The following is a 23,761-nucleotide window of genomic DNA, read 5'->3' on the forward strand; positions in this document are numbered from 1 at the left end:
GTTTCTTCTCTTTTTGAAAGTGCTTACATCCAGTAATCTACAAGTAAGCGTTAAGCGATGGTCAAGGGGATGTAAAAAAAAGGGAGGTAACGATTGATGAGACAAAACAAAAGCTTGCTGCTGCTCGCGGTGCTGCTTTCATTCTCGCTGCTGCTTGGGGCATGCAGCTCAAACGGCGGGGCAAAAGAAACGAGTGCCACGGCGGGCAGCGGCAGCAGCGGAGGCAATACGGCAAAAGATGAAACGGTGGAGCTGAGCTGGTATACAATCGGAACCCCGCAAAAGGATGTCAACCGCGTTATGGAGGAGGTCAGCAAATATACAGCCGAGAAAATTGGCGTAACGATTAAAATGACCCAAATTGATTGGGGCGATTATACGCAAAAAATGCAAATCGCTACCTCCTCAGGAACGCCTATGGACATCATGTTTACTTCTTCATGGGCATTCGATTACGTGCAAAATGCCCGTAAAGGAGCCTTTTACGTAATGGATGATTTACTGAAGGAGCAGGGCAAAGGCATTATGGATACGCTTGATCCGGCCTTTCTTGAAGGCTCCAAGGTAGATGGCCACAACTACGGTATTCCAGCGAAAAAAGAGCTTCCGGCGCTTGAAGTTTGGCGCTTTAACAAAACCCTGCTGGATAAACACCATTTGAGCATGGAGGGCATCTATACGCTGGAAAGCATAGAGCCGCTGCTGAAAACGATTAAAGACAGCGAGCCGGATATTACGCCATTCGCCATCACGAAGGATTATATGCCCGTGCTGCCGTACGACTATTTGATCTCCAACCTGCCCATGGTCGTAAGCTTGGATAAAGGCGACTATAAAGTGGTAAACGTGCTGGAGACGCCGGAGCTTAAGGCAGCGCTGGATACGATGCACAGCTATTACAAGAAGGGCTACGTTTCGCCAGAGGCGGCAACGACCAATGGGCTGGACGATACGCAAAAATCCGGCAAATGGTTTCTTGACCGCGCAGCGACGACGCCTTTTGCCGACAATTTGTGGAGTGCAAGCTATGGATATCCTGTGGTGTCAACACCAGCCAGCGAATCAATGATTTTCAACTGGTCGGTTATGGGCTCGTTGCAGGCGATTTCGGCTAATTCAGAGCATCCAGAAAAGGCGATGGAGTTTCTGAACCTGTTGAATACCGATCCGGTATTGCGCAATATGATTGATTCCGGCATCGAAAACGTCCATTACAAGAAAACGGCTGACAATGCGATGGAAAACCTGGAAGAGTCGAAAAATTATGATATGCCGACCTTCTCGCTTGGCAATGTAACGCTGACGTATCTCAATACGGGCGATCCTGAGAACAAATGGGATGAATACAAGGTGTTCAATGAAGCGGGGAAAGTAGCTCCAACGCTTGGCTTCAACTTTGACTCCACAAGCGTCACGACCGAGCTTGCATCAATCCAGAACGTCAAAGGCGAGTTCTGGTCGGCGCTAATGACGGGCACGGTTGATCCGAATGAATATTTGCCGAAGGCGATTGAGAAGTTTAAAGCAGCAGGCTTGGATAAAGTTATTGCGGAGGCACAAGCTCAGCTTGATGCGTGGAGAGCGGCGAATCCTAAATAATCCGTGAACAAGGAGAGGCGAATTTTCGGATTTGCCTCTCTTTTTTATAACGAGAATGGTCATTGAGAAGTGGTCCGCTTAAGGAGATGAACGACATGAACGTCAAGAGCTTCAAGAACGTCAAGCTGAAAATGTTTTTACGGGATATCCTGCGCAATCGGGCGATGCTCCTCATGGTGCTGCCGGGCGCCCTCTGGTTTTTCATTTTTTCCTACCTGCCGATGGCGGGAACGATCATTTCCTTTAAGCAGTACAGATACAGCAAGGATGGCTTTTTTGCCAGCATTATGGACAGCAAGTGGGTGGGCCTGGACAACTTTAAATTTCTGTTTAGCACCTCGGATGCTTATATTATTACGCGCAATACGGTGCTGTATAATGCGGCATTTATTATTTTAGGACTTATCTTGGCTGTTGCGATGGCGATTATTTTGGTCGAGTTGAAAAATAGGCGGCTGAGCAAGCTTTTTCAAACCGCGATGTTTATGCCTTATTTTTTATCCTGGGTCATTGTCGGCTATTTTGTATTCAGCTTCCTCAGCTTTGATAAAGGGCTGATGAATAAAACGCTCGAATGGATGGGCATGGAGCGAATCAATTGGTATTCGGAGCCTTCCAAGTGGCCATTTATTCTCGTATTGGTCAACCTGTGGAAAGGCGTTGGCTATAGCAGCGTCGTGTATTTGGCGGCTATTATGGGAATTGACCGCTCGCTTTATGAGGCCGCGATGATTGACGGTGCAGGCAAATGGAAGCAGATTACGAATATTACGATTCCGCTGCTCGCTCCGGTCATTTCCATTATGACGCTGCTGGCTGTCGGAAAAATCTTTTATGCAGACTTTGGACTCTTTTATCAGGTGCCAAGGGATTCGGGGCTGCTGTATTCGATGACCAACGTCATTGATACGTATGTATTCCGGGGCTTGAAGGTGAACGGCGAAATCGGCATGAGCACGGCTGCCGGGCTTTATCAGTCCTTTGTCGGCTTTCTGCTTGTCATACTGTCGAACTACATCGTCAGAAGAAAAAATAAGGATAATGCCTTGTTTTAAACGAAGGAGGAGCTTGTCGTGCCCGTAAAAAAACCAAGGCGATTCGATCAAATTTCACCTGCTGCCAACTTTCTCCTGAGTCTGCTGACAGGTGTTATTGCGATGGCTTGTATCTTTCCCTTTCTATTCGTGGTCATCATTTCATTCACGAATGAAAAATCACTCGCCTCGAACGGCTACCGCATTATTCCGAAGGAATGGAGTTTGGAGGCGTACCATTATATATTTCGGACAGGCGAGGCGCTGCTGCGCTCGTATGGCGTTACGATTTTTGTAACGGTCGTCGGTACGCTATTGAGCCTTGTCATCATTACGCTTTATGCATACGCTATTTCCCAGAGAAGCTTTAAATATCGTCGTTTATTCAGCTTTTTTGCGATTTTTACGATGCTGTTCAACGGTGGCATGGTGCCTACCTTCATCGTCGTTACGCAGCTGCTGAATATGAAGGATACGATATGGGCGCTCATTATGCCGATGCTCGTCAATGCGTTTTATATTCTCATTATGCGAACGTTTTTCAGTACGATGGTGCCAACCGCCATTATTGAATCGGGAAAAATAGACGGGGCAAGCGAGCTGCAAACGTTTATTCGGCTTGTGCTGCCGCTGTCGCTTCCCGGCATTGCTACAATCGGCCTGTTTAATACGCTGGGCTATTGGAATGACTGGTTTAATGCCCTTTTGTATATTGATTCGCCCAATCTGGTGCCGCTGCAATCCATGCTGATGCGAATTGAAACGAGTATGCAGTTTATTATGCAAAATTCGACCAATGCGGCGATCAGCACCAGCATATTACAGAATATGCCGCAGGATACGTCGCGAATGGCAATGGTCGTGTTGGCGACGGGACCGATCGTGCTGGCTTATCCTTTTTTCCAGCGTTATTTCGTTCAAGGGCTGACGATTGGAGCAGTGAAGGAATAAAAGGCGGTGAAAAAAACGCAGCAATATGAAAAGGTTGAGCTGTAGAAGCGTCAGCATTCGCTTTTACTTAGGCTTGCAATGATTTTCACGTTCCGCTATACTGTCTATAATCTAATACATGTTATACGTTGATAGAGCGCAGTAGCAGCTTTGTCCCTGTTGCAGAAAGTCAGGGGTTGATGAGACCTGACACATACAAGGGCTGTGAATTACACTCTGGAGTATCTTGGGTAATGCCAAGCGGCAGGGCGAACGTTATTTCGCTTAAAAGCGGTATGATCAGTTGTTTGCAGACTGTTCGTGCAAGTTGGGTGGTACCACGGTTATTCAATCGTCCCTATGTCTCTAGTAGACAAGGGGCGATTTTTTGTTGCCCAAGGTGAAACGACCGACAGTCCTCTTGCGGCGCGGCGCGTTTCAGTCCGAGCTCATTAACGTACAACATGACCACTATTATTGAATGGAAAAGGGGTTGTTTGCTTTGAATATTATGGATGAGCTTGAATGGCGCGATGCCATTAACCAGCAGACGGATGCGGAGGGACTTCGCGAGCTGACGAATACGAAGGCTGTGTCGCTGTACTGCGGCGTTGACCCGACTGGCGACAGCATGCATATCGGCCACTTGATTCCGTTTATGATGCTGAAACGTTTTCAACTCGCGGGCCATCGTCCCGTTATTCTCATTGGCGGAGCGACCGGAACGATCGGCGATCCAAGCGGACGCCAGACCGAGCGCTCGCTGCAAACGCTGGAGCAGGTGCAGGCCAATGTTGATGCATTAAGTGCCCAGCTGAGAAAGCTTTTTATGACCGACGGCGACAATGAGGTGCGCATGGTCAACAACTACGACTGGACGCACAAAATCAATGTCATTGAATTTTTGCGCGACTTCGGTAAAAACTTCAGCATCAATACGATGCTGGCGAAGGACGTCGTATCGAGCAGACTCGATAGCGGCATTTCGTTCACCGAGTTTTCGTACCAAATTTTGCAGTCGCTCGACTACCTGCACCTGTTCCAGAACGAGGATGTGCAGCTGCAAATCGGCGGCTCCGATCAATGGGGCAACATTACGAGCGGCCTTGATCTGATTCGGAAAAAGGAAGGCGCGGAGGCGAAAGCGTTCGGCCTGACGATTCCGCTCATGCTGAAAGCCGACGGCACGAAATTCGGCAAAACGGCGGGCGGCGCGATTTGGCTTGATCCAAGCAAAACGACGCCATTCGAGTTTTACCAGTTCTGGGCGAATACCGATGACCGCGATGTCGTGAAATACTTGAAATTTTTCACATTCCTGAGCAAAGCGGAAATTGAAGCGCTTGAGGAGAAGGTGCAGACCGAGCCTCATAAACGTGAAGCGCAGAAGGCTCTGGCAGAGGAAATGACGAAATTTGTGCATAGCGAAGAGCTGCTGGAGCAGGCGAAGCGCATTACAGCGGCATTGTTCAGCGGCGACATTCGCTCGCTGACAGCGGACGAAATTGAGCAGGGCTTTAAAGAAATGCCGACCTTCACAGCGGACAGAGAGCCGAAAAACATCGTCGACTGGCTCGTCGAGCTCGGCATTGAGCCTTCCAAGCGTCAGGCGCGCGAGGATATTACGAAGGGTGCCATCTCCATGAACGGCGAGAAGGTGACGGAGCTCGAATTTACCGTTACAGCGGAGCATGCCATTGGCGGACGGTTCATCATTATCCGTAAAGGCAAAAAAAACTACAGCCTGGTAAAATTGGGCTAGAGCATTTAGCGTGAAGCAAGCAGCAAGCAGCATGACTTCTTTTGCGGACTGACGATCCGCTATTTTAAGCATATTGTTGATTTCGACGGTTGAGCGGACAGGAAAGCCGCTATCCATGCGATTTTTGTGCAAAAATGGGGCATTCGCAGCCAATAGCTGCTTCTGAGTCCGCGAAACTTTCCATCGAGCGTTGATTGCAGAGAATAGCGGCGTTTCAGTCCGCGAAAAGTTCGAATAGAGGCCGTTGCCCAGCTAAACAGAGTCGGTGTAAAAATAGCCAAACAGCATAAGGAAGCTGTTTGGCTATTTTTTTAACTATTTAATAGGAGTTCCATGCTGGAAGGCATTGGCCGCCAAGCTGGGCCTGCGATTATCCTCTTTACCCAAAAAGCTGCGCAAATCCTTGCCTGCCAGCGGCTCGTCGGCAAATCTCGGTATGATATGCAAATGAGAATGAAACAGATGCTGTCCTGCTGCGCCTTGCGTATTCCACTGCAAATTATAGCCATCTGGCTGATGCAGCTCATCTAAATGCGCCTTCACCTTATGTACAAGCTGATAAGTATCGGCCCACTCCTGCTCCGTCAGCTCAAAAACATTTTCACGGTGCTGCCGCGGTACAATCAAACCGGAGCCAATTAAAATGTCCTGAGGCATTTGGTAAAAGATGCAGCTTTCATTGCTTAATATAGCTCGCTGCCGCGCCTCTAGCTCTGGCCTGCAAAATACGCATGAATCGTGATTCATCAATGGAATCGCTCCTTTGGAGGATAGAATGATAAGGCGATGGCTGATCGTGCGAACAGCTCTATTTTACCAAAAGCTAGCCTATCTAGGTAATGAAATTGAAAGCTATAGGAGTTGTGATAGGCGGTAATAGATTTCAATATCTTGCTCTTTCATTCTCTTAGCCTCACAACTTTGGCCACTTGAGGTATAGTAAGGATAAGACGAGATGAATGGAATAGCGGGGGATAGAAATGGCACAAACGATACGGGAAGAGCTGTTATTGCGGGCAGAGGCAGACTATCAAAAGTTTGCTGCGTCATTGATACCGAATATTAGCAATGTAATGGGTGTTCGGCTGCCGGCGCTGCGTAAGCTTGCGGCAGAAATTGCGAAGGGGGACTGGCGCTCCTATTTGGCGGAGGCGGACGATGAATTTTTCGAGGAAGTCATGCTGCAAGGCATGGTTATTGGCCTCGTGAAGACGGATATGGAGGAGCTTCAGCGCTATATCGCCGATTTTGTGCCGAAAATTGATAATTGGTCGGTCTGCGATAGCTTTTGTGCGGGGCTGAAGGTGACCAAAAAACATTCGCAGGAAATATGGGATTTTATTCAGCCGTATTTTGCATCGGAGCAGGAATATGATTTGCGTTTTGCCGCGGTTATGCTGCTTCATTTTTATGTGAATGAGGAATATATTGAGCGGGTGCTTCAGCGGCTTGATCAGATTGATCATCCTGCCTATTATGTGAAAATGGCGGTGGCATGGGCGGTATCCATCTGCTACATCAAGCAACCGGAACCGACGATGGTCTATTTGAAAAATAATGCGCTCGATACGTTCACGTATAACAAAGCGCTGCAAAAAATAACCGAATCGTACCGCATCGATCCGGATACGAAAGCGATGATCCGCAGCATGAAGCGGAAAGTTGTGAAAAGCTAATCAGGCAAGGCTGATTGAAGCAGAATAAGTATAGCAGATGGCAAACAGCGCATGCCTATGTTGTGGAAAGCTGGAGGGGGCACGATGAAAAATGAGCTTTTATACAAGCAGCCGAAGACGCTGCTTAATAAAGGGACCGGCTTTCTGTCAGGCTACAGTCATTCGCTGAATCCTTATACGGGCTGCGCTTTTGCTTGCTCCTATTGCTATGTGCGCGGCATGCCGGTGTCCATCTTTCGTGGACAGGAGTGGGGAAGCTGGGTTGATGTCAAGCTTGGCGCCGCCGAGCTGCTTAAGAAGGAGCTGCGGAAAGCGAAGGCGAAGGGGCCTGTGACGATTTTTATGTCCTCCAGCACGGACCCGTATCAGCCAGCCGAATATAAGGAGCAGGTGACGCGCTCCTTGCTGGAGGCAATGGCGGAGGAGCCGCCGGATTTTTTGCTTGTTCAGACGAGAAGCCCCTTGGTTACTCGCGATATCGACTTGCTGCTGCGGCTGGGAAGCCGGGTGCGGGTCAGTATGACGGTGGAGACGGATTTGGAGGCAATCCGCAAGCATTTTTCACCGATGGCTCCGCCCATTCAAGCTCGATTGAAAGCTTTGCGGTTACTGAAAGTAGCGGGAGTGCCGACGCAGGCGGCGGTTGCGCCATTGCTGCCGAGCAGCGAGACGTTTGCGGGCAAGCTTGCCATGCTCGTGAATCGGGTGTGCATAGACGATTATTTTATGGGGGATGGAAGCGGCGGTAAACGGACTAAGCGACTTGGGCTGGAGGCACTATATGCGCAGCTAGGAGCTGAGAAATGGTATGAGCCTTCGGCTTACGAGATGGTTTATCGGCAGTTCCGTGAGGTTTTTGCGGAGGAGCAGCTGTTTATAAGTCAGGCGGGGTTTGAGCCTTGAGCGGACGACTAGATTTTTATAGGAAATGATTGTAAGTGGTGGGTTTGGATGCTAGGATAATAGAGAAGTGTCGCGCGAACGTTAAGCTCCCATGAAAACCTTGGGAGTTTCGCACATTGCGCCAGATAAGGGGAAACTCGGATTTTCATTTTCTTGAGTGCTAGGAAACGCAGTTGAATGTAGAGGTTCGCGGAAATGTTCCATTTCCCCCTTGCTGCGCAAGGCTTCACGAGATGGGATATGTCGCTGTCGCTCGCCGTGAGAGAGCGTGGATTGAAACACGAGATATGCTGTCGCTCTCCGTGCGAGAGTGTGAATTTTGATCAAAAGCTTTAGAGATATGGCGTTATTTAGATCCCTGTAATCAAAAACGGTTGTCGAGCACCCTCGACAGCCGTTTTCACATTTAGGCTTCAATATAGGAAGGAGTCGTTTCTCTGGTTTCGCCGTCGCTGATTCCGGCTATCAGGCGATGAAAGGGGCTCGGCTGTCGGAGCTGCGCAAGCTTGCAGCGGAAATGGCGAGGAGCGACTGGTTCGCTAATTTGGCAGCTGCAGACGATGTATTTTTCGAGGAGGTCATGCTGTAAGGCATTGTCTTTGGCCTCGTGAAGGCGGATATGGAGGAGCTTCAGCGCTGCATTGCCGATTTTGTGCCGAAAATCACCATATAGCCCATTCATAAGCCTACTGCTATAATGAAAATGCATTTGAGTGTACAACGAGATTTTATGAGCGGCGGTGGACAAGTGAAACGGTATCGAATGATTCCAATTAAGATGAAGATGATTGTATTTTTCCTGCTTCTCATTCTCGTTCCACTATCTACAATGTTCATCAATTCCTACTTATCCTCGCAGCAGCTGCTTGAACGAAAGTATACGGATCTTCTCATGGATGTCTCGCGCCAGTCGAATATTCGCATCGAGGAGTTTTTGAAGGATACGCAGCAAATTTCGCTTATTTCAAGCTATGGAATCAACAGCTATGTGTCGGCTATTTCGCAAGAAAACTATCCGATGCAGAACTATCTGCACAACCCTTCCAAAACAAATGAAGATCAGGCAACGCAGCTGTTAATGAACTATATCACGATGAAAGATAAGGCCTTCTCGATTTATATTTACAATTTGAACGGCGGAAAAGATTTATATGTCAGTTCCAATAAGCCGATTGATTATACGTATTATCCTGGCAATGAGAAATGGTTCAAGGAGTTTCTGGAATCGGATATTATAACTTTAGACGTTCCAACGCTGCTAGATCGGCAGACGAAAGGCGAGTACAATTGGTCCATATACAATGCCCGTAAAATTTTTGATATGGATGATGGCAAGCTGCTGGGTATTATAGTTATCAGCATAGACATTAATTTCATCAATAAGCTGAATAAGCGCCTGCAGGAAAGCAGCCGGTCGGCCTTTACGGTCGTGGACGCAAACGACAACGTTATTTTTAACAGCAAGTATGAGCTGCTCGGCAAGCCATTTAATAAAGTGTTCCCTATCGAAGCGGAGAAGCTACGACAGCTGGCGGATAGGCAGATCGTTCGTGTAGAGGGTAAGAATTATATTGTTATCCGTTCCGCCTTCGAGAAGCATGATTGGGCAACTTATCTTTATATGCCAGTCGATGAGCTCGCCGTCGAAGGCAATATTTTGAAACGTAATTTAATGATCATTGTTATTGTGCTTGTTATTTTCGCCATCATCAGTTCATTTTACTTTTCTAATCTCATAACGAGGCCGATTAAGCGGCTTATGAGCAATATGACGCTGGTCGAGCAAGGGAAATTCGAGAACCTGCCTGCGGTCAAGTCGAACGACGAAATCGGATTGCTGGCCATTCGCTTCGAGCATATGTCCACTGAGCTGAAACAGCTCGTCGAGCGGATTTATCAGGAGCAGCAGGAAAAAACAGATGCGGAAATTCGAGCGCTGCAAGCGCAAATTAATCCTCACTTCCTGTATAACACGCTGAACTCCGTTAAATGGATCGCATCCATGCAGCGCTCCGAGAAGATTGTTGAGATGACGGAAGCTCTCATTTCCTTGCTGCGCTATTCGGCGAAGACGGAGCACCGGCTTGTGACCATTCGGGAGGAACTGGATAATATCCACCATTACATAACGATTCAGAAGGTGCGTTATTTCAATCGAATCTCGGTTCAATATGATTTGGATGACACGCTGCTGGATTGCCAAATTTTGAAACTCAGCATTCAGCCTCTTGTCGAGAATGCTATTTTCCATGGTATTGCCGATACGGCGGGAGAGGGACTCATTACCATTTCCGTTCATGCAACCGGAATAAACGACATCGCGATAAAGGTTGAGGATAACGGGGAAGGAATGGATGATGAGACCGCTCAAAGGCTGCGTCAAAAAATGATCGGGCAAGAGCCTGTATCCGAAAACATAGGCGTTCGCAATGTACACAGTCGACTTGAGCGGGTATTTGGCTATAAATACGGCCTGCAATTTACGAGCAAGTCTGGCAGCGGCACTATATTTACGATTACGATTCCGAAAAAGTCTGGAGGCGAGCGAATATGCTGAATGTCATTATCGTCGATGACGAGCTGCTCATGCGCATCGGCTTGAAGTCGATGATCAACTGGGAAGAGTATGGATTTTATATCGCAGGCGAGGCGGCAAATGGAAAGGAAGCGCTGGAGCTGGCAGCGCAGCTTTCACCGGACCTAATCATTACCGATATCAAAATGCCGGTGATGGACGGCCTAGAGCTGATCAGGCAAGTATCGCAGCTTTTGCCAAGCTGTCAATTCGTAATTCTCAGCTGCTTGGACGAGTTTCAATATGCGAAGGAAGCGGTTCGACTTGGTGCAGTCGATTATTTAATTAAGAGCGATATGAAGCAGCAGCAGCTGCTCGATGTGCTGAGCGTAGCTAAGAAAAAAAGCGAGTGGCTGCTGCATAACAGCGGCGGCGCTGTTTTCAAGCAACATTATAAAGAGGGCATTGGATATATGAAGGAATCGGTGTTTAAAGAGCTGTTCAGCGGCTTTCGCAACGAAGAGGAAATTGTTAGCCGCAGCGAGGCGCTTGGCATATCTCTTGTTCAGGGCAGCATGGTGCTGATTAAGCTGAGAATTGACCGATTCGAGAGCATTAGGCAAAAATATGTCGAGCAGGATGAGAAGCTGCTGCGCTATGCGGTCGTCAATATGATGGAGGAGCTCATTCCTCGTAAGTGGCGCAAAGAAGTGATCGTGGAAAGCTCTTCCGAATATTTGCTGATTATGAACATGCCGGAGAAGGAGGGCATGCCTGAGAATCAATCTTTGCTTAGCCATGAAGAAGTTTTGCCGATAGAGCGGTTGAACAAGCTTTTTGCCAGCATTTCCGGTGCGATGAAGGACTATTTAAACATTTCACTGTCAATCGGCATTAGCGGTATCGCTGCTGGCTTTAACGGCTTGAGAAAAGCCTATCAGGAGGCGGATAAGGCCCTTCGTCTTCTTTTTTTCGAGAGCACAGGGAATGTCAGCTACTTTGAAGGCGGAAGCATACGTCAACGCAATAACGACAGCTTTGTTCTAGGTCGCGAGGAGGAAAGCCGTTTTCGCCGATTGATTGAGGAGGATGAAGCTGGAGCGCAAGCTTATTTGGAGCAGCTTAGGAAGAAGGTCGATGCGGAAGGCGTGACGGAGAATGCCATTCGCAAGCTGAATATCCGGCTGCTGACGCTGATTAACTCCTGTTTTCCTAGCATACCGGAAACGGGAATAAGAGGTTATACGCCTTATGAGTTATTATTTCAAGAGGAACGGCTTAATGGCCTGCATGAGCTGGTGCTTCATTATTTGCAGCAATGCTTGGCCCATAATCAGTCAACGGACAATAGGAATCAAAGCTATGCGGAGCAGGCCAGCGAGATCATTATGAATCATTATGCAGAGGAGTTGTCGCTGCAATCGGTGGCCAGTCAGATTAATGTGAATCCGTCTTATCTGAGCCGGATATTCAAGCAAGAGACCGGTTCGAACTTTGTCAGTTTTTTGACTCGGGTAAGAATGGATAGGGCGCTATATTTTTTAAGGGGGAAAAATATGAAGGTGTACGAGGTGGCGGGATTGGTCGGTTATCCGAATACCGCTTATTTCAGCAAGCTATTCAAAAAAGTTATCGGAGTTACCCCCGAAGAGTACCGGGCACAGTCGACAAAAAGCGAAAGTCAAAAATAGAATCAATTTAGTAAAAAAAGTGCATAGTCCGCTGTGCGCTTTTTTTTGTGTTTTTAAAAAGGGGTAAAAAAACGACGGAGTGCAGTAAAGAACGTTGATTTATTGAGGCGAAGGGGGCCTATATACTTAAAAAGTAAGCAGGGTGGCAATTTACAAACTTAATCTGGGGGTTAATGGAAATGAAAAGAAGATTACCGATTCTTCTCATCGTGATGATCATTATGGCTGTGCTTTCCGCTTGCGGACAGAGCAATAATTCGCCGACAAGCACGGGGGAAGCAACTAAAGCACCTGAAGCAACCGCGGAAGCGACCAAAGTGCCTGAAACGAGCACGGAACCCGTTACGTTGACGTATGCAATGTGGGATGCCAACCAAGCTAAGGGAATTCGTACGCTGGCAGACGAATTTGAAAAAGCAAACACTGGCATTAAAATCAATATCGAAGTAACAGGATGGTCGGAATATTGGACCATGCTTGAGGCAGGCGCCACAGGCGGGTCACTGCCGGACGTATTCTGGATGCATTCTAATGAAATTTATCGCTATGCATCGAACAACATGCTGCTCGATTTGACTGACCGTTTAAAAAACAGTACAAAAGCTGATTTGAGCAAATTTCCAGAAGGCCTAAACCAAATCTATAACTTCCAAGGCAAGCAATACGCTGTGCCGAAAGATTTTGACACCATCGGCCTTTGGTACAATAAAACGATGTTCGATGAGGCGAAGGTTGAATATCCGAACGAGAATTGGACTTGGGACGATTTGTACAAGGCAGCGAAAGCGCTAACGAAGGATGGCAAATATGGCATTCTGACTCCGTTCCATAACCAAGAGGGCTACTACAACTTCGTATACCAAAACGGAGGAACGATCATTACGGCAGACAAAAAGTCCGGCTATGACGATCCGAAAACGATTGAAGCACTGGAGTATTATGTTAAGTTCATTCGCGATGGCTTGTCACCGGAAATTTACGACGATGCCGCTCGCGCAGAAGCGTTGCAAAACGGCGTTGCCGCAATGGGCTTCTTCGGTTCATGGAATCTGTCAGGCTTTACAGCAAACGAGTATATGGCTAAAAATTTCGACGTGGCTCCGCTTCCGAAGGGAGAGAAGCAAGCTACAATTTTTAACGGTTTGGGCAACGCGATCGCATTTAATACAAAACATCCGGAAGAAGCTTGGAAGTTCGTTGAGTATTTAAGCTCCAAAGAGGGACAAGATCGTCAAGCTGAGCTTGGCATCGCGATTTCCGCATATGAAGGCGCAGCAGACCTGTGGATTTCGTCGAATACAACGTTTAATGTAAAAGCATTTGTAGATATGGTGAAATATGCAGTCATCCGTCCATACTCGAATACGACGGCTGTATGGGAGGACAAAGCATATGAAGCCTTGGGGCCTGCATTTTCCGGAAAGCAATCCGTTGAGGAGGCGGCTAAAAATGCAGCTGAAATTATGAATGACAGCCTTGCAACTGAAAAGTAAGCAATGACAGGGCATGCTTGAACCGATAGAAAAAATAGTAGCATACCTATCGCGGCAGTCAAGGCTGCCGCGATTCACCTTTGTGCGAGGGTAGGAGTGAATAGAGATGAGCAAAATGATTGCGCGCAAATTTTCCAAACGAACGCTGAATGAATGGTATTGGGGATGGTTTTTGATTGCGCCTACCGTGGTAGGTCTCATTATTTTGAATATTATACCGATTATTCAAACGATATATTTAAGCTTTTTTACGAGCGGAGATTTCGGAAAAGGCCATATTTTTGTCGGCTTCGATAATTATATAAAGCTGATTCACGACCCCCAAGTTTGGCATGCAACGGCGAATACGCTGATCTACACCGTATTGGTAGTGCCTTTAAGCGTTATTTTCGGCTTGGTGGCTGCTGTATTGCTGAATGGAAAGCTAAAGGGCAAATCGTTGTACCGAACGATCTATTTTATTCCGATGATAGCCGCTCCGGCGGCCGTAACGATGGTATGGAAATGGCTTTACAACAATCAATTTGGTTTGTTCAATTATGTGCTTTCCAAAGCTGGTCTGGCACCAGTCAATTGGACATCTGATCCGAATATCGCGCTCATCTCTATAGCGATTATCGGCATTTGGAGCGTCTTCGGCTATAATATGGTGCTTTTGCTTGCCGGATTGCAGGAAATCCCGAAGGATTATTACGAGGCTTCCGATATTGATGGAGCAAGCAAACTGAGGCAGTTTTTCGTTGTGACGCTGCCGCTTGTAACGCCGACGTTGTTTTTCGTACTCGTTACAGCCATTATACAAGGCATGCAGGTGTTCGACGTTATATACATGATGATTGACATTCAAAATCCGGCGTATGAAAAAACGGTATCGCTCGTTTATTTGTTTTACAACAACTCGTTTAAGTATTCGAATAAAGGGTACGGCTCGGCAATCGTCATGCTGCTGCTAGCCATCATTATGGTAATTACGTACGTTCAAATGAAAGCTCAGAAAAAATGGGTTAATTACTTGTAAGAATAGGAGCGTCAGAAACATGAAGACTAACAACCGAATGTCAGCCCTTGCAGTCCAAACCGTCTTAATCGCGGGCGCATGCCTTATGATTCTCCCTTTTATATGGATGCTTCTTACTTCGTTCAAAACGGTTGCGGAATCGACTTCTCTTAATCCGTTCGTACTGCTGCCTTCCGAGTGGAAATGGGGCAATTATGCCGAAGTAATTCGCCAGAACGACTTCGTCAATCTTTACTTCAATACGTTTGCCATGATGGCGCTGCGAATCCTTTGCTCCATTCTGTTCAGCGCGATGGCTGCCTATGCATTCGCGCGTCTTCATTTCCCCGGCAGAAATGTATTATTTGGTCTTGTTCTTTTTCAGATGATGGTGCCGACGCAAATTTTTATAATCCCGCAGTATTTGATGGTGGATGCGCTTGGCATGAGGAATACGATTTTTGCTTTGCTGTTTCCGGGGTTGGTCAGCGCATTCGGAACGTTTTTGCTTAGGCAGTTTTTCATGGGATTGCCCAAGGAACTGGAAGAGGCGGCGAGACTAGACGGCTGCAACATCGGACAAACGTTCATCAAGGTCATGCTGCCGCTTGCCAAGTCGGGCCTCATTGCGCTTGGTATCTTTACCGCATTGTTTGCGTTCAAGGATTTGATGTGGCCGATGATTGTAAATACAAGCTCGGATGCCGCTACACTGTCGTCTGCTTTGGCTAAAATCCAAAGCGCATATTCGGTTAACTACCCGGAATTGATGGCGGCGTCTGTCATTGCTATTTTCCCGATGCTGTTCATTTATATGGTTTTCCAAAAGCAGTTTATTCAAGGGATCGCCACTTCAGGCGGAAAACTGTAATCAATGGGCTGAAGGAGGTTTAAAGGTTTCCCAATGTACTGATTGTGCGGTGGCTTGCTTTCTCGTATCATTATGAAAGCGAGAACCATTCAAGGTCGGGAGGAAATCCAGTTATGATAGCGAAGGCGTCCTCAATATTAGCTATGGCTGTTTTACTGGTCATGGTCTTATCTGTATTATCTTGCAGTGATATGGAGCAATCGAAAATGGAAGGCGGAAATTCCGAGAAACAAGTGGAGCAAGTGACGCTTATCTATTCGAGCTATTTGCTGGATAAGGCTCAGGCAAGCAAAGTGTATTATGATGCCATCGCAGAATTCGAAGCGCAAAATCCGAACATTAAAATAGAAGCGGATTTTATTCAAAATGCAGGCTATATGGCCGGGGTGAAAATTCGATTATTAGGCGGCGTGCAGATGGATGTATTTGATACTTGGTCGCCAAGTCTTTTTGAAGAGTTTCGCAAGCTAAATAATAATATTTATTTGGATTTGTCTGGCTTGACCATATCAAATGATTTCGTGCCGAATTCGCTTAAACCAGTAACAATTGATGGAAAAGTGTACGGAGTGCCAGAGGTCATGCATAGCGACGGTCTATTGTACAATAAAACAATGTTTAAGGAGCTAGGCTTATCGGTTCCGCAAACTTGGGACGAGTTTCTTGAACTGTGTGATAAGGTAAAGCGAGCTGGTATTATACCGATTGCGATGGATTCGGATTGGTCGACCCCTCAATTTTTTTGGGGTTCCATCATGTCCAATAATGGAGCGGATGAAGAGTGGACTAGGAAGCTGGAACAGGGAGAAATTCAAATCAGCGATCCCATATTTGTCGATGCGATCCAAAAGCATAAAGAAATCATTGACCGCGGATTCGTTCCGACCGGATGGATGAGCATGAAGCATGAGCAGTCTAAGGATTTGCTAGGACAAGGCAAGGCGGCAATGATGATTACGGGAACGTGGGATATTCCAAGCATTATGGAACGCAATCCGAATATAGAAGTCGAGTTTATGATGGTGCCAGGAGAAAAACAGACCGTTCCAAACATTAATGTAGGCACATACCGCGTCATTAATGCGAAAACAGAGCATCCAGAGGAAGCGAAGAAGTTCGTCTCCTTCATGAATAGCAAAGCGACGCAACAAAAGCTTGCGGACGGCGCGTTAGCGGTGCCGTCTGTTATTTCTGCTGATAGTACCAATCCAGTCGTCGCCAATATCGCAGCACTTGTAACTCGTGAGGACGCTAAACTATATTGGCCGCATACGGTATCCACAGAATCATTGCAGGTGAAAATTCAAGAAGGCGTTAATAAATATTTGGCAGGTGAAAGCTTGGAATTGACGCTAGAGGAAATTCAACAGGCGATTGACAGCGTCAGGGAGTAACGTAGACTAGAAATCTGGAAGATTGTAAAGAAAGGAATAAATAAAGTAAAGAAACTTGATTTCATAACTCTATTCATTGTTTTAACATTTGATTAGCAAGGCAGAGCTTAGTTATAAGGGAGGTAGTAGAAGGGTATAGGCAAGATCCAGGCTAATAATTAAATAAAAGAGGTGAGCTGTTATGAGACGCAATCTTAAGCATTTAATTGTAGCTATGCTTGCATTGTTGATGATGTTGCCGCAGTCATTCGTAAGCGCTTCCACGAGCGAGGAGCCTGTTCAAGAGGCCATTCGGCAAGTATCGTCAGAGGTAACACCTATATTCAACTGGGCATTTGATCAGGGGCTGGTGGAGGAACGATCTGTTGTGAACAGTGTTTATTCGGAATCGGTTGAAGATTATGCTGAGCTTCAAGGAACGGCGGCTATTGTCAATGATGCGCAGCGAGGGAATGTGCTTTCCCTGTCAGGCGGGGCAAATGGTACCGGCTGGTTAAAGCTGCCGGATCATCTATATCGCGATATTGAAGATGAGCTGTCCATTTCTTTTTGGGCTAATGTTGATCCATCATCGAATGCTTATACCCGGCTATTATCCTCTACTATTGCCAAAAAAGGGCTAACATCAAGGGGGGTGGGTTGGTGGCAAGACTCGGAGTTTATAATCGTTGCTGGAGGAGGAACATTTAATAATCGGATTTATACCGGTACTAATCCCAATGCGATTGCCGACTACAGAGGGGACATGGATTGGAATGTAAATCCCGCGAGGGGCAAATGGCAGCATATTGTTATTACGATGAAAAATGATGGTGCTTATGAAGTGTATGTAGATGGCAAAGCGAGTGGAGCAAGCAGTTTGGTTCCAGGAAACAGTACGTCCAATGCGACAATGCTAACGGTTATGCAGCATTTCTTCACTCGTTCCTATCTGGATGCTTTGAAGTTCAATGACTTTGGCAGATCCCTTTATACATCTGATGGAGATATGAATGGCAGGTTTGATGATATTCGGCTGTATAAGGATGTTTTGAATGCAGAGCAAGTAAACGACTTGTATGAGAAGACAAGGCATGATGGAGCCGATGTGGTAAAGCCTGCAAAAATATCGGTTGATTTGGCAGATCGCTCATTAGGAGAAGTGTTCCATGGTGCCGCTGGTGCTCTATATGCGGTCAGTGAGCCAAACGTTCCGGATATCAATACGTTAATTTCTATTAAACCCTCTCATATTTCGCAAAAGCCTCCCAATGGCATTCAGCACCCGACAGGAGATGCTCTGAGAGTTGCAGACTATTTCTTTGACGCTGGGGGAGAAGCGGTTAACATCGTTATGCAGGACTATTATCAGCATTGGTACTATCCATCTAGAACAGCCGACGAGTATATTAACGAAGCTGTCATCCCGATTGCTACGGCAGTCAAAGCATATAAGAATAACTGGGCTTCCAAAAATCCAGGCGAGGATCCAGATCAGAAATTCATCTATATTCCATTTAATGAGCCTGAACAGAATGGAAATCGCTATCCACAGTTATTAGCTGACAATCCAACAGGCGTAAATTCAAGAGCTGTGTTTAATAGAGACTGGTTAGCGGTCACACAGAAAATTAAGGAAATTGACCCCGGCGCGGTCATTTCAGGGGTGAATTTAACGCAGTATGGAGCAAAAGTATTTGAAGCTTTCATTCCCTATTGTGTTGAAAATGATTGTTTGCCCGATATTATCAGTTGGCATATGCTGTGGGACAAAGCTTATAATGCTGCGGCATCAAATGTCGCTACCTTCAGAGGTGTGGAATCAAGGCACGAGCAAAGGTACAGAGAGCTGTATCCAGATCGTGAAGTGCCGTTCCCGATTAAAGTCGATATTAATGAATATGCCGCAACATCTGAAATTGCAGTAGGCGGGTCGCTTATTCATTACATCGCGCGTTATGACGAATTGAAGATGAATAGTATGCTGCCTTACTGGAACACGGCCAATTCATATGGTTCCTTACTTGCTGGGCAAAATGAACCGAATGGCGCATGGTGGTTATATAAATGGTATGCAGATATGATGGGTGGAGACATGGCTAAGGTCAGCGTCATTCATGCTCGAAATGATCAAGACCTGTTTGGGCCTGGATTGTATGGTCTATCGTCCATTCAAGATGATAAGGAACAAGTGAGTATAGCATTTGGCGGTACACAAGGGGATAGCACAATCGAGTTCAATCATGTGTCCGGCGATGCAAATAGTCCATCATTCCTTGAAGGGGCAGAGCAAGCTCGTGTCACGGTTTGGCATGCAGGATATACGGGTTTAACGGGCTTCCTTGTAGAGCCGACGCAAATTATTGATCGCAATTACCCGGTTGAAAATGGCACGATAACGTTGGATGTGAAATTGGATGATTATACTTCAGCCTATTTTGCTGTCATTACACCGGCAGTAAATAATAATTCGCACGAAATTTGGTTCGACCGTTTCGAGGCAGAGGATGCTGAGGTTCAGACAAATGTTATCACTACGGACCATTATCCGCGTAAAAGTACTGGCCGCTCGGCATCCAACGGGCGGTACATTGAAGGCATCAAATATTTAAACAGTGTGGTAAAGTGGACCAACATTACAGTTCCGGCAGACGGAAACTACCGATTAGATATGATTGGTGGAAGCGGCGCTGCTGCAAGCATGCGTAATCAAGCAAATACAGGGAACGCAAATCAACGTATCAATTCGGAATGGTTTGTCAAGATTGATGATCAGCCCTCCTTCAAGATTGTGCTTCGTGCGGATTATAGCATGCAGTTATTAGGAGGAAATACAAGTTTTGTTGATTTGGAGCAAGGGACGCATTCGCTTAGTATTAGTAAATACAATTTGGATACGGGAGAAGAAGGCCAAGGGGAATCCACGCTTGATGCAATTGAATTGACTTATAACGGCCAGCCTGAGGAGCTCCCAAATTATCGTGTACAGGCAGAATTTGCCGAGTATGATACTGCAAAGGGATTGTCGAGAGAAAGCAGTCTCGAAGGTTTTGAAGGCGCAGGGTATTTGACTGGTTATGGCCATGATTCCGACGCAAATACTCGTTTCGTCACGAGTGTGCTTCACGACGGCATGTATGATTTGAAGATTCGATATTCCTCATCCAATAATGGAGTCATTCATGTGGATCATGACCGCAAACCTGTTGTAAATATTTCTGTTGTAAAAACTAATGATCAATGGAAAGAAGCAACGTTGCGTATATTTTTACGCAAGGGTATAAATCTGATAGATATCCAATCAAATGCGGAGCTTAGTCTGGATTATATCGATGCAGCTTTTGTTGACAAAACGCCAGTCTTCTCAATTGAAGCTGAAAATGCTGTGATTAATGGAACACCGGCCGGCTCTGAATTGCCGTTCATTCGGAATGATGCCTTTGCGAAATATGCTTCAGGCGGGAAGTATGTAAACGGGATTACCTCTTACGACGGTGTGGTCCGAAATCTTGAAATTAAAGATATCGTTGTGCCGACAGCTGGGAAATATAAGCTGGTTGTCACATATGCGAATGGTGAAAGCGCGGGTACACATGCCTATAACAATGATGTTGTTGAGAGATATGCACAAATCAGCGTAAATGGTGCTGAGCCGCAAACGGTATACTTTAAAAATACGATTTCGTGGCAGCAATTCAACACACAAACGATAGATGTTGAACTGAAAGCAGGCAGTAATACAATACGATTCTCAAATAATAATACGTATGACGGTGGTTCTAATCCATATGGGGGAATTGGCGCTCAGGGCTTTACTCCCTACACCTCCGTACCGCATCAGTATACGCCAGCGTTCGATCGATTCGATATTTATCCGTGAATACCTGTCGATAACGATAACGGCGGCGGTCATAACGGCTGACAGTGACACGGACTGGCATCGGCTTGCAATCCTGTGACGCTCATCGCATTGTCGTATATGGCACGAAGTCGTCAATAAATGGCAGCGAGGCGGAGGTGCTTCAAGGCGAGAGAGGCAAGTATATCTCGTTAACGTTGAGTAAGGGGGCGGACGTTGCGATTGCATTTATTTTGGCCGATGTTTAGCCTGCATTAGCAAGGAGGAGAGGACTTCTGAGATCAATCAGGCGTCCTCTATTTTTTTATTACTGACCATCGTCATTTTCAGAGGACTATGAGGGCAATAGCGAATCTGCTGTCCGGTTAAGGCCTGAAATGGGAGCAAAAACCACAATAGCGGAACCACGATCCGCTATCCTCCGCAATTGTATTCTCGGTATCTGCGTTCCTAGCAACAAACGCATACCGTCATTCCTTCAGCCTAGTTTATTTTAATCGCTCGACATGTGAAAAATATCACATACCCGTCGTTTGTTGTTGTTTATACTAATGGTAAGAACATTGAAGGCTGTTCAGGGAGGCGTTTACAATGGGAGCAATACGGCAAAAGCTTGTACTGATTGGCAATGGGATGGCGGGTGTAAACACGCTGGAGCATATCCTCAAGCTGTCACCGGATCATTACGACATCACGGTATTCGGCAGCGAGCCGCATCCAAACTATAACCGGATTATGCTTTCTTATGTATTGGAGGGCAGCAAGACGATAGACGATATTATTTTGAACAGCTGGGCTTGGTACGAGGAGCATCATATTACGCTGCATACGGGAACGACGATAACGGCCATAGATACGCAGCAAAAAATCGTGCTTGCGGACAATGGGCTGACCGCAGCCTATGACCGTCTAATTATTGCTACAGGCTCGAATCCCATTATACTGCCCGTTCCCGGGCATGAGAAGCAGGGCGTCGTAGGCTTCCGCGACATTGCAGATTGCAGCGTCATGCTGGAGACAGCCAAGCAATATCGCAATGCAGCCGTTATAGGCGGCGGGCTGCTCGGTCTGGAAGCGGCCAAGGGCTTGCTCAATTTGGGCATGAATGTGACGGTCATCCATTTGATGGCGGATTTAATGGAGCGCCAGCTTGACCCAAGCGCTTCGGCGATGCTGAAGGCGGAGCTGGAGCGGCAGGGGCTGCATTTTCTCATGGAAAAGCAGACAGCGGGCATTTACGGCGGTGAGCGCGTAGAGGGGCTGACCTTCAGCGATGGAACGAAGCTGGAATCAGACTTTATCGTTATGGCAGCGGGCATACGGCCTAATACAGCATTGGCCAGCGCAAGCGGCATTGAAGTAAAGCGCGGCATCGTCGTCGATGATTATATGCAAACGTCGGCGGAAGGTGTGTACGCCGTTGGCGAATGCGCCGAGCACCGCGGCGTGTGCTATGGTCTTGTTGCTCCGCTGTTTGAGCAGGGAGCCGTGCTTGCGAAGCAGCTATGCGGCGTGCAAACGAAGCCTTACGAGGGAACGCAGCTGTCGACCAAGCTGAAGATTTCGGGCGTAGACGTTTTTTCGACGGGCGCCTTCCTGGATCAGCCAGAGCTGACGGTCATTCGCAAGCAGGACGACTGGAAGCAGCAGTACAAAAAGCTGCTGCTTAAGGGGGATACCATTGTTGGCGGCGTGCTTTATGGCGATGTCAGCGATTCGAGCCGGATTCAGCAATGGGTGCGCGAAGGGGCTGCCATGACAGAGGCTATATATGCGGAGCTGATGGGAGCGGCTGGCACCACGCTATCGGCTGCTGACCGCGTAGCGCAAATGGCTGATGATGAAATCGTATGCGGCTGCAATGGCGTATCGAAGGGGCATATCGTAAAGGCGATCAAGGACAATGCGCTTACTTCGGTTGATGAGGTGAAGGCGTGCACAGGGGCAGGTCGTTCGTGCGGTGGCTGTATACCGACCGTTAGCCACCTGCTGCAATATGTGCTGGGTGACGAATATGCCGGGCAGAAAACAAAGACGGGCATGTGCGGCTGTACAGATCTCAGCCGCGATGAAATCGTAGCTGCGATTAAAGAAAAGCATTTGACGACGGTGAAAGAGGTTATGCATGTACTGAATTGGCATAACCCGGAGGGCTGCTCGAAATGCCGTCCAGCAGTCAATTATTACTTGGGCATGCTATGGCCGCAGGAGCATGAGGACGAGAAGGATTCGCGCTTCGTTAATGAACGGATGAACGCCAACATTCAGAAGGATGGCACCTACACGGTCGTGCCGCGGATGTATGGCGGCGTGACGACGCCGGAGGATTTGAAGAAAATTGCCGATGTTGCCGTGAAATATGATGTGAAAATGGTCAAGGTGACCGGAGGCCAGCGGCTTGATTTGATCGGAGTTGCGAAGGAGGATTTGCCGCTCGTATGGGAAGAGCTGGATATGCCGTCGGGCTATGCCTATGCAAAGGCGCTGCGTACAGTGAAAACTTGCGTCGGCCAGCAATTTTGCCGCTTCGGTACACAGGATTCGATCGGTATGGGCATTCGACTGGAAAAAACATTTGAGCGGATCGATATGCCCGCCAAGTACAAAATGGCCGTGAATGGCTGTCCGCGCAACTGCGCCGAGTCGTGTACGAAGGATGTTGGTATCGTCGGCAATGACGGCGGCTGGGAGATGTTCGTTGGCGGCAATGGCGGAATCAAGCCGCGCATCGCCGACCTGCTGTGCAAAGTGAAGACGGATGAAGAGCTTGTGCAGATCGTGGGTGCTTTTACCCAATATTATCGTTTGACGGCGAATTATTTGGAGCGCACTTCGGAGTGGGTGGAGCGCATGGGGATAGAAGCGATCAAAGCGGAAGTTGTTGACAATATGGATCGACGCTGCGAGCTTTATCAGGATATTTTAGCCGTGCTAGCCGAGCTGAAGGAGCCTTGGAGCACAACGCTTGAGGAGGAGCGGAAAAGCCGCTATTTGTTCGATGCGATTCAAATGAAATAGGCGCGTGATTATAGCGTAAACAGGGCAATGACTAAAATTG

16 protein-coding genes and 1 other annotated feature are annotated in these 23,761 nt (G+C 47.2%); of the genes, 15 read left to right on the forward strand and 1 reads right to left on the reverse strand.

Going from position 1 to position 23,761, the window contains the following annotated elements:
• The first annotated feature begins 96 nt into the window (after positions 1-96).
• From V5J77_RS08990 to tyrS, 4 genes are all read left to right on the forward strand, one after another.
• On the forward strand, positions 97-1,599 hold the full coding sequence (locus V5J77_RS08990; protein ID WP_338555434.1) for an ABC transporter substrate-binding protein: 1,503 nt from the start codon (positions 97-99) through the stop codon (positions 1,597-1,599).
• Between the two features lie 125 nt (positions 1,600-1,724).
• A complete protein-coding gene (locus V5J77_RS08995; RefSeq protein ID WP_338556662.1) occupies positions 1,725-2,654 on the forward strand; it encodes an ABC transporter permease subunit in 930 nt (309 codons plus the stop codon).
• A gap of 18 nt (positions 2,655-2,672) precedes the next feature.
• Positions 2,673-3,584 carry a carbohydrate ABC transporter permease gene (locus V5J77_RS09000; RefSeq protein WP_338555435.1) on the forward strand — a complete coding sequence of 304 codons (912 nt, stop codon included), beginning with the start codon at positions 2,673-2,675 and terminating at the stop codon, positions 3,582-3,584.
• Between the two features lie 119 nt (positions 3,585-3,703).
• Positions 3,704-3,926: a binding site (T-box leader), on the forward strand.
• A gap of 139 nt (positions 3,927-4,065) precedes the next feature.
• Positions 4,066-5,325 carry a tyrosine--tRNA ligase gene (tyrS, locus tag V5J77_RS09005; RefSeq protein ID WP_338555436.1) on the forward strand — a complete coding sequence of 420 codons (1,260 nt, stop codon included), beginning with the start codon at positions 4,066-4,068 and terminating at the stop codon, positions 5,323-5,325.
• Positions 5,326-5,640: 315 nt separating this feature from the next.
• On the opposite strand, the gene V5J77_RS09010 is transcribed toward tyrS, so the two are convergent.
• Complete coding sequence (locus tag V5J77_RS09010) at positions 5,641-6,072, reverse strand: HIT domain-containing protein (protein ID WP_338555437.1); 432 nt, start codon at positions 6,070-6,072, stop codon at positions 5,641-5,643.
• 233 nt (positions 6,073-6,305) lie between these two features.
• Here V5J77_RS09010 and V5J77_RS09015 point away from each other — a divergent pair, with 233 nt between their 5' ends.
• The 11 genes from V5J77_RS09015 to nirB all read left to right on the forward strand — a co-directional run bounded on the left by V5J77_RS09015 (position 6,306) and on the right by nirB (position 23,721).
• Positions 6,306-7,001 carry a DNA alkylation repair protein gene (locus V5J77_RS09015; protein WP_338555438.1) on the forward strand — a complete coding sequence of 232 codons (696 nt, stop codon included), beginning with the start codon at positions 6,306-6,308 and terminating at the stop codon, positions 6,999-7,001.
• Between the two features lie 84 nt (positions 7,002-7,085).
• A complete protein-coding gene (locus tag V5J77_RS09020; RefSeq protein ID WP_338555439.1) occupies positions 7,086-7,904 on the forward strand; it encodes a radical SAM protein in 819 nt (272 codons plus the stop codon).
• A gap of 709 nt (positions 7,905-8,613) precedes the next feature.
• Positions 8,614-10,461 (forward strand): sensor histidine kinase, encoded by a 1,848-nt coding sequence (locus V5J77_RS09025; protein WP_338555440.1) that lies wholly within the window; start codon positions 8,614-8,616, stop codon positions 10,459-10,461.
• The gene (locus tag V5J77_RS09030) at positions 10,455-12,110 is read left to right on the forward strand and encodes a response regulator (protein WP_338555441.1); all 1,656 of its coding nucleotides are present in this window, start codon (positions 10,455-10,457) and stop codon (positions 12,108-12,110) included. Before V5J77_RS09025 ends, V5J77_RS09030 begins: the two co-directional genes overlap by 7 nt.
• Before the next feature lie 179 nt (positions 12,111-12,289).
• Positions 12,290-13,603, forward strand: a complete 1,314-nt coding sequence (locus V5J77_RS09035; RefSeq protein ID WP_338555442.1) for a sugar ABC transporter substrate-binding protein — start codon at positions 12,290-12,292, stop codon at positions 13,601-13,603.
• A 106-nt stretch (positions 13,604-13,709) separates the two neighbouring features.
• Positions 13,710-14,621, forward strand: a complete 912-nt coding sequence (locus tag V5J77_RS09040; RefSeq protein ID WP_338555443.1) for a sugar ABC transporter permease — start codon at positions 13,710-13,712, stop codon at positions 14,619-14,621.
• Between the two features lie 19 nt (positions 14,622-14,640).
• The gene (locus V5J77_RS09045; protein WP_338555444.1) at positions 14,641-15,471 is read left to right on the forward strand and encodes a carbohydrate ABC transporter permease; all 831 of its coding nucleotides are present in this window, start codon (positions 14,641-14,643) and stop codon (positions 15,469-15,471) included.
• Positions 15,472-15,584: 113 nt separating this feature from the next.
• Positions 15,585-16,865, forward strand: a complete 1,281-nt coding sequence (locus tag V5J77_RS09050) for a sugar ABC transporter substrate-binding protein (RefSeq protein WP_338555445.1) — start codon at positions 15,585-15,587, stop codon at positions 16,863-16,865.
• Positions 16,866-17,046: 181 nt separating this feature from the next.
• Positions 17,047-20,724 carry a LamG-like jellyroll fold domain-containing protein gene (locus V5J77_RS09055; RefSeq protein WP_338555446.1) on the forward strand — a complete coding sequence of 1,226 codons (3,678 nt, stop codon included), beginning with the start codon at positions 17,047-17,049 and terminating at the stop codon, positions 20,722-20,724.
• A 44-nt stretch (positions 20,725-20,768) separates the two neighbouring features.
• A complete protein-coding gene (locus tag V5J77_RS09060; protein WP_338555447.1) occupies positions 20,769-20,951 on the forward strand; it encodes a hypothetical protein in 183 nt (60 codons plus the stop codon).
• 343 nt (positions 20,952-21,294) lie between these two features.
• Positions 21,295-23,721: a nitrite reductase large subunit NirB gene (gene nirB, locus V5J77_RS09065; protein WP_338555448.1), complete on the forward strand. Its 2,427-nt coding sequence runs from the start codon at positions 21,295-21,297 to the stop codon at positions 23,719-23,721.
• Positions 23,722-23,761 lie beyond the last annotated feature (40 nt).

Origin of the sequence: Paenibacillus sp. KS-LC4, assembly GCF_036894955.1 — a bacterium.
Lineage (GTDB): Bacteria > Bacillota > Bacilli > Paenibacillales > Paenibacillaceae > Pristimantibacillus.